The organism is Vicinamibacteria bacterium (assembly GCA_035570235.1).
Lineage (GTDB): Bacteria > Acidobacteriota > Vicinamibacteria > Fen-336 > Fen-336 > DATMML01.
Window position 1 is genome coordinate 59917 of record DATMML010000062.1, and the last position, 7752, is coordinate 67668.

Below are 7752 nucleotides of genomic sequence, written 5' to 3' on the forward strand. Positions count from 1 at the left end.
GCGCGGTGGCTCTGGAGAAGGCCCTAGAAAAGGGCAGTCCGACCTGTGTTCCCGATTCGCGACACTGCCCCAACCACGCCATTTCAAGGGCGGGGGGGCAGGCCAAACTGGGGGCGCGCCCTCCCGCTTACTTCTCCTTACCCTCTTTACCCCCGACGACCTCGACCTCGCTCAAGCGCACGGGCTCGATGCCGTAGTTCTCGATCTCGACCGAGCGGGTGTCCTTGTTGTAAGTGATCTTGGCGGCGGTCACGAGCTTGCCCACGCCCTTGCCGTCTTTGGTCAGCCGGAGCTCGGCGAGGGTGAACTCGTAGTCGACGGAACGGGGTTGGTTTCTGAGCTCCCAAAAGCTCATCGGGCGGTCGGTGGCGATGATCACGCGCCGCCCCCCGTCCCCGAAGGGCTCCAGCCGGGCGTAGCGAACGTCCCAGCCCAAGCGGTTCGAGCTCGAGATATAGCCGGCCCGCGGCTTGATCTTCTGAAGGGCGGTGAGCAGAGCATCCGATCCCTTCTCGATCAGTGCGCTCCGCAGCTGCTCGCGCTCCTCGTCGGTCGACCATCGTTCGATCACGATGTCGATTGTCCCCGCACGGGGACGGCTGAGGCCGCTCATGTCCACGGCGAAGGCACGCAGTCGCAGCAGGGCCTTGTCGTCTGCGGTCGCCGGGGAGATCGTGCTTAAGACGGCGAGGACGAACATCAGAACGGATAACCGCCGAGGCGTCATCATGGCTTCCCTCCTGGTAGCGACGTTCGCCCCAGATACTACGCCTGTCAATGCTCAATTCACTTCGTTTTCGTCCACGTGGCCTACGCGAAGGGGGCCATCAGGTTTCCCCCGGGGCGCCTCGGCCGGGCCCGTCGCCGCGAGGGTGGACCGAGTCGAGGGAAGAGCCCAGTTGGCCCCGTCGGCCGTCGCGCTTTCGCTCTGCGAGCAGTTGGCTTAGGATGTCGGAGGCGTAAGCGCTGCCATCCGGCCGAGGCTAAAAGGGAAACGGCGCGGGAGAGAGCTAAGTAAAGGTGCCTCCAGGAGAACTGACCGACTAGTGACCACGTCCCACGTTCTTAAGGAGGCTCCATGTTAAGGCGAGTGGTACCTCTGGCCGGGGTACTGGCCGTAGTGTCCTCGATCGGAGGGTGCAGCTCGTCGACGTCCCCCAGCGGCACCGCGTCCCCAACCCCCGGACCCAACACGGTGGCCTTGGGTTCGGTCGCGCCCCTGGCTCACCAGTTCTTTGCGATCCCCGTCCACACCGACATCGGGGGAACCCTCACCTTACAGGTCACTTGGACCTCCGCCACCGACGTCCTCTTGGTTGGGGTTGCTACCTCGAGCTGTACCGTTACCGCCTACCTGAACGGGGCGTGCACTTTTCTAGGCGTCGACGAAAGCGCGGCCACCACGCCGAGCAAGACATTGGCCACCCCGGTCGAGCCCGCGAACACCTACGTCGTCATCATCGACAACCAGGGTCCCGGCAACGAATCCGTCACCTACACCCTAACGCGCTCCTGAGCCGGACAGGACGACGACGGGGTCCCATGCGCCCGGGTCCGGGAGCCCGGCCGGGTTGTCGCGGAGGGGCAACCGGCCCGATAAGGGTGGGAATCGAGACCCCGGCCTTTGCATCTGTTGGGTGCGCTCCGGATCCCGAGGGCGGGCGGGTCGGTTATCCTGAAGGCGTGACGGGGCCACGGAAGCCGGTGGTTGCCCTGACCGTGGGCGATCCCGCGGGGATCGGGCCTGAAGTTGTCTTACGGGCCCTGGATACGTCGGATCGCCCCGATGTGCCCTTTGTGGTCTACGGCCCCCTCGCTTCGCTTCAGGATCGCAGCCGGCGGTTCGGCCTCAAGACGCCGGAAGACCTGGGCGTCCCCGTCGTCGACATCCCACTGGAAGAGCCTGTGTCTCTGGGCGTTAGCTCAGCAGCGGGGGGTCGTGCGGCGGCTAGAGCCGTGTTGCGCGCGGCAAAAGACGCGAGGTCCGGGCGCGTGGATGCGCTCGTGACCGCGCCCCTGAACAAGGAGTCGTTGGCGGCGGCGGGCTATGCGTGGCCCGGGCATACTGAGATGCTGGCGGAGGCGGCGGAGACGCCGAACGTGGCCATGATGTTTGTGGGAGGGGGCCTCCGGGTGGCCCTTCTCACCATCCACCGCTCCCTGCGGTCGGTGGCGGACGCCGTGACGGGGGAGGAGATCCGGCGCGTGGTGCGGCTGGTCCATCGCGAGCTACCGCGCTTTGGGGCCCCCCGCCGGCGTATCGCCCTTTGCGGCCTCAACCCCCATGCGGGCGAGAACGGCCTTTTTGGCAGGGAGGAGCGGGATGTGTTGTCACCGGCGGTGGCCGCCCTGCGCGGGGAGGGCCTTGACGTCTCGGGACCCTTCGCCGCCGATAGCTTGTTCGTGCGGGCCGTCCGCGGCGAATTCGATGCGGTGGTGGCCGCCTACCACGACCAGGGCTTGATTCCCGTCAAGCTTCTGGCCTTCGGACACGCCGTGAACGTGACCTTAGGGCTGCCCTTCGTCCGCACCTCCGTTGACCACGGCACCGGATTCGACATCGTGGAGAAGGGCATCGCAGACGGCCGCAGCCTGGTCGCCGCCATGAGTCTGGCGGTGGCGCTCGCCGAGCAGAAGCTCGCGTCCGGCGGCTCGGTGGGAGGCACGGATACCCCTCGAGCATAGCGGACCGCCGAGCCTGGGCATGGGTGCTCCCGCGGGCTGTCCGACGCGGCCGTTCCCTAAGCCTAAAAGAGCAGCTTCAACGCGAACTGGACTTGGCGCGACGAGCCCGAGTCCCCGGTCGGGAAGCGCGTGTTGGTGATAAGACCAAAGGAGGTGCTCCCCACGGTGGCGATGCGTCCGGGCTGGCCAAGGTTCGGGTGGTTGAACACGTTGAAGGCCTCGCATCGGAACTGAAGGATCGTGCTCCCCGCCAGCTTCGTGTTTTTCACGAGGGAGAGGTCCGTGTCGTAGAACGGCGGCCCGAGGACCGCGTTGCGACCCAGGTTGCCAAAATGGAAGACGCCCGCGGCGGAAACCGGGAGCGCGAAGACCGCGCCCGAGCACGAGGCCACCCGCGGGTCGCAGACGGTGTTGCTGAACCACTGGTTGGGAGTCGCGGTGAGGTCGATGGTTCCCACCAGATCCGGGCGCAGGCTGTTGACGACACCTGTAAAACCGCCGATGTTGGTGACGACGTTGAGGGGGTTGCCGCTCTGGGCTTGGGTGATGAGGCCGATCTGCCAGCCGTCCGCCAAGCGGTTGCCGTGCAGCGGCAGCTCCCAGATCGCGTTGAGCACCACCCGGTGGCGGGCATCGAAGTCCGAGGGCCCCCGGCTGTTCGCGAGATCGTAGCTGTTCTGGACTATAACCACGTTCTGGGAGTTCAAAGAGTTGTAGTCCAGCGACTTCGAGAAGGTGTAGGAGGCGTTGAACTGGAGGCCGTGGGACATCCGCTTGTTGGCCGTGACCCAAAGGGCATGGTAGGTGGACTGGCCCAAGCTCGCGTGCTCAAAGATGTTTCCGAGGGCGCTGCCGGGCAGGATGGGGCTCGTATCCGCGAGGCGGGGGTAGGGCCGGACGCCGTTGATGGGCTGGTTGATGTTCAGGAAGAGCCGGAGATCCTGCCCCTTCGAGCCGAAGTAGCCCACCATCACGCCTAGGCTCGGGCCCAACTCCCGTTGCACGTTTACGTTCCAGGACTGAACCTTGGCGTTCTGAAAGCCGTGGTCGACGGTGATGGGGGACAGGCCGGCGGCCCGCGCGGTGTTGAAGGCACTGTCGAGCCGGATGGTGCCGCTGAAGCTCAAAGGGATGGCGAAGGGCGGATTGGCAGCAGTGTTACTGACGAAGTTCGTCACCGGCTGGTCCGCCTGGATCGCATAAGCGGCGCGCACCGACGTCTTGCCGTCGCCGGTGGGGTCCCACACCACCCCGATCCGCGGCTCGACGTTACCCTTGGTCTGGTAAACGTCGGCGATGGTCGTCCCGACGTGGACCAGGGAGACGGTTTGGGGGTCGAAGACCACGAATCGGTTCTGGCTGTCGGTGGGCCGGACGTTGAGGTCGTAGCGCAGGCCCAACTCGAAGGTCAAGCGCGATGTCGCCTTGAGGTTGTCCTGGACGAAGAGGCCGAGGGCCTGCTGGACGATGTCGCTGGGCCGATCCCCGGTCGTGATCGTGAAGCTGTTCCCCCGCCCGGCCTCGAAGTCGGCCACGCTCGCGAAGCGGAAATCCCCGGGGTCGGAGTTGAAGTTGCTGTTCGAGAACCGGCGCCATTCCCCCCCAAACTTGAAAGCGTGGCGACCGCTCTGATAGCTGAGGGTGTCCGACGCCACGAAGGTCTGGTCGGTGCGGCCGTTGGGGAACTGGGCGGGTCCGCCGAAATCGAGGCCGAGACCGGTGATCGTTATCTGGGGGAGGCCGATCGGGGTCGTCACGCCGACATTGATGCCGTAGTCGACGGGGTTGAGCTGGGCGTTGGGGGTGAAGGTGATGTGGATGCGGTTGAAACCGAAGCGGACCTCGTTGACCAGGTTCGATCCGAAGATGTGCGTCTCGTTCAGGGTGAGGATCTGCCGGGTAGACTCGCGGGTATCGCCGAAGCCGGGGACGGTGTCTCCCTGGAGCGTGGGCTCGCCGCGCTTGTCGTGCTGGTACGCATAGTAGGCGTGGATAGTGTCCTGGGTCGTGAAGATATGGGTGAGGTCACCCGTCCATTGGTTGATGTCCACGGGCGCGGTCGCGGCGCCGATGAACCTCCCGTCCCCGCGGGGTCCGACCGCGTTGGCGATCGGGATCAGGTCTAGCAGCTTCCGGGATATGGGGTCGGTGACGGCGGCCCGCTCGTCGTCCCGAAGCACGCCGCTGTTGATGTCCAGGCCTTGGCGCTGGCGGAGGCCCTCGTAGCTCACGAAGAAGAAGGTCTTGTTCTTGACGATGGGACCGCCGAGGCTGGCCCCAAATTGGTTGCGTTTGAAGGGGGACTTCTTGGTGTTGAAGAAGTTAGTCGCATCCAAGCTGTCGTTCCGCAGGAACTCGAAGGCTTCCCCGTGCAGCTCGTTGGTCCCCGAGCGGGTGGCGATGTTCACGATGGCGCCGGAGTTACGCCCGTACTCGGCGCTGTAGGTGGAGTTGTCGACCTTGAACTCCTGGACGGTGTTTATTGAAGGCTGGAAGGTGATCTGGTTCTGCACCATGTCGTTGAGGTTGATGCCGTTGACCATGAAGTTGACGGTGTCTTCGCGCTGGCCGGCGGTGTTGAAGGCGAAGGAGCCCTGGCCCCGGAGGGGAGCGGTCAGGAAGCCGTTCTGGGGGGGCGTGACCGACCCCGGGATGAGGAGCCCCAAGTCGACGAAGTGGCGGCCGTTCAATGGAATCTCCTGCACCGTCCGCCGGTCGATGACCTGACCGACCGAGGTGGTGGTGGTCTCGATCACGGGGCCCTCGCCCTGAACCATCAGCTCTTCCGCCACCCCCCCCAGGGCGAGCTGGATGTTCTGGACGGCCGTCCGCGCGACCTCCACCGGGACGTTGTTCACGACCGCGCTCTGGAAGCCCGGGGCCCGAACCTCGATGCGATAGATGCCGACGGGCAGGGCGGCGACAAAGTAGTGACCGGAAGTGTCACTCTTCGTGGTCCGCTCGACCCCCGTGGCCGCGTTCCGCACAAGGATCTGGGCGTCCGCCACCACCGCGCCCTGGGCATCAGTGACGGTGCCCTGGAGGGCGGCCGTGGACTGGGCCACGGCAGGCGTCGCCACGATCAAAAAACTGAATGCGACGAGCAGTCGGCTCAGCGACTTCTGCCGGTGTGGAAGCATGGCCCTTCTCCTTTAGAAGCCCGGGCGGGAAGGCGCACGCGGGAACGATGAAGAGCGAGCCCTTTCGCGGGCACGACACGACCGGGTCTTGGCGGCGGACACTACACCGCGGCCGCCGGAGTCGTCAAGTACTGCTGTGGCTACTGCTGTGGCTGCTGCTGTGGCTGCTGTGGCTCAGTACTGCTGTGGCTCGGCCGTGCGGCGCCGGGCGCCGGGGAAACTCCGATTAGGGCCCGGCTTCGGCGGCCCCTTCTTTCTCCTCGGCCACGCCCCCCCGCAGGTACTGTTGCAGCGTAAAGCTGTCGACCTGATGGCGTCGTCGCGGGCGGCCGTGGCCTCGCGCACCAGCGCCGCCTCGCGGGCGTCCAGGCGTCCGCGGGTCAAGGCCTCCGCGAGCTGACTCTCCGGAGGGGCCTAGGAAGCACGCCCGCTCGGATCGCCTGCGCGGTCGAGGATCGGCGCCGCTTCTGGTCCTAAGAGGAAGGCTCGCTCGATCCGGCCCAGGGCCTCGCGCTCGGTAGGGAGAGCGAGGGACGAGTTCCCGGAGCCAAGCCGGACGCATGAGGCGGGAGCGCATGCGCGCCAAATAGTGAATGGCGGTTCAGATTACAGCGAAAAAGCGGGGGACTTGACCCCGAGCCCCTTCCGGGTTCAGCATAGCGAAGAAAAGACGAAAGTAAATCCTCTTATGTACATCGAATTGCACGTCGCCTCCGCCTTTTCCTTCCTACGGGCCTCCTCCCTGCCCGAGGACGTGGTGGGGCGGGCGGCGGAGCTGGGCTACCCCGTCCTTGCTCTTTTGGACCGGGACGGCGTCTCCGGGGCCCCCCGCTTCTTCAAGGCCGCTCGGGCCGCGGGCATCCGACCGCTGGTGGGAGCGGAGCTGACCCTGCTGAGCGGTGGCTGCCTCCCCGTGCTCGTGGAGAGCCCTTTGGGCTACCGGAACCTCTGTGCGCTCATCACCCGCATGAAAGCGGACGTTCCCAAGGGCGAAGGGGCGCTCCCCCTCGACTCCTTGGAAGGAAGCGTGGATGGGCTCGTAGCCCTGCCCGGTGTGGAGACCCTGGGGCGGCCGCCGGACACCGATCGGCTGGCCAAGATCCTGCAGGCTTTCGGGGCGGGGAGAGTCGTGCTCGACATCCAACGTCACCGGCGACGAGAACAGGAAGCGTCAAACCAAGCCCTGCTCGATCTGGCCGATGCCCTCGGCCTGGGGGCGGTGGCTACCAACGGCGTGCGCCATGCGGCCGCCCGGGGCCGGCCGCTGCTCGACGTTCTCACCTGCATCCGCGAGAAGCGGACGCTCAGCACGGCCGGTCGCCTGTTGAGCGAAAACGCTGAGCGGCACCTCAAGGCGCCGCGGCAGATGGAGGCGCTTTTCCGTGACCGGCCGGACCTTTTGCGGAGCACGGAGGCCCTGGCCGATCGGCTGCATTTCACGCTTGAGGACCTAGGCTACCGCTTTCCCGAATACCCGGTCCCGGCGGGGGAGACCGTGCACTCCTTCCTTTGCCGGATGGCGGAAGCCGGGGCCCGCGACCGCTACCGGCCCTATCACGAGAAAGCCCACCGGCAGATCGAGCGGGAGCTAGCGCTGATCGGCAAGCTAGAGCTCAGCGGCTACTTCCTGATCGTCTGGGACATCGTGAACTTCTGCCGACGGGAGGGGATCTTGGTCCAGGGGCGCGGCTCCGCCGCCAACAGCGCGGTCTGCTACAGCCTCGGCATCACCGCCGTGGACCCGGTGGGGATGGAACTGCTCTTCGAGCGCTTCCTCTCCGAGGAGCGCGGGGAGTGGCCGGACATCGACCTCGACTTGCCGAGCGGGGACCGCCGCGAGCAGGTGATCCAGTACGTCTACGAGCGCTACGGGCGGCTGGGCGCGGCCATGACCGCCAACGTGATCACCTACCGGGGGCGCAGCGCG

5 protein-coding genes are annotated in these 7752 nt (G+C 66.2%); 3 read left to right on the top strand and 2 right to left on the bottom strand.

What is annotated here, in order from left to right; translation table 11 throughout:
- Positions 1 to 127: 127 nt before the first annotated feature.
- Complete coding sequence (locus VN461_11195) at positions 128 to 730, bottom strand: hypothetical protein (protein HXB55342.1); 603 nt, start codon at positions 728 to 730, stop codon at positions 128 to 130.
- A gap of 348 nt (positions 731 to 1078) precedes the next feature.
- Between VN461_11195 and VN461_11200 the strand changes: the two genes are divergently transcribed.
- Both VN461_11200 and pdxA read left to right on the top strand, forming a co-directional pair.
- Positions 1079 to 1516, top strand: coding sequence for a hypothetical protein (locus VN461_11200; GenBank protein HXB55343.1), 438 nt, complete (start codon positions 1079 to 1081; stop codon positions 1514 to 1516).
- 167 nt (positions 1517 to 1683) lie between these two features.
- Positions 1684 to 2685: a 4-hydroxythreonine-4-phosphate dehydrogenase PdxA gene (pdxA, locus tag VN461_11205; GenBank protein ID HXB55344.1), complete on the top strand. Its 1002-nt coding sequence runs from the start codon at positions 1684 to 1686 to the stop codon at positions 2683 to 2685.
- A 62-nt stretch (positions 2686 to 2747) separates the two neighbouring features.
- Here pdxA and VN461_11210 read toward each other — a convergent pair whose 3' ends face one another.
- Entirely contained in the window at positions 2748 to 5825 is a 3078-nt protein-coding gene (locus VN461_11210; protein ID HXB55345.1) for a TonB-dependent receptor, read from the bottom strand.
- 688 nt (positions 5826 to 6513) lie between these two features.
- Here VN461_11210 and VN461_11215 point away from each other — a divergent pair.
- Positions 6514 to 7752, top strand: a 1239-nt coding sequence (locus VN461_11215) for a PHP domain-containing protein (GenBank protein ID HXB55346.1), incomplete at its 3' end; no start/stop codon positions are given.

What these genes read in the sequence shown, in the direction of transcription:
- VN461_11195 (HXB55342.1), bottom strand. Translation starts at nt 730, where the DNA reads ATGATGACGCCTCGGCGGTTATCCGTTCTGATGTTCGTCCTCGCCGTC.
- VN461_11200 (HXB55343.1), top strand. Translation starts at nt 1,079, where the DNA reads ATGTTAAGGCGAGTGGTACCTCTGGCCGGGGTACTGGCCGTAGTGTCC.
- VN461_11210 (HXB55345.1), bottom strand. Translation starts at nt 5,825, where the DNA reads ATGCTTCCACACCGGCAGAAGTCGCTGAGCCGACTGCTCGTCGCATTC.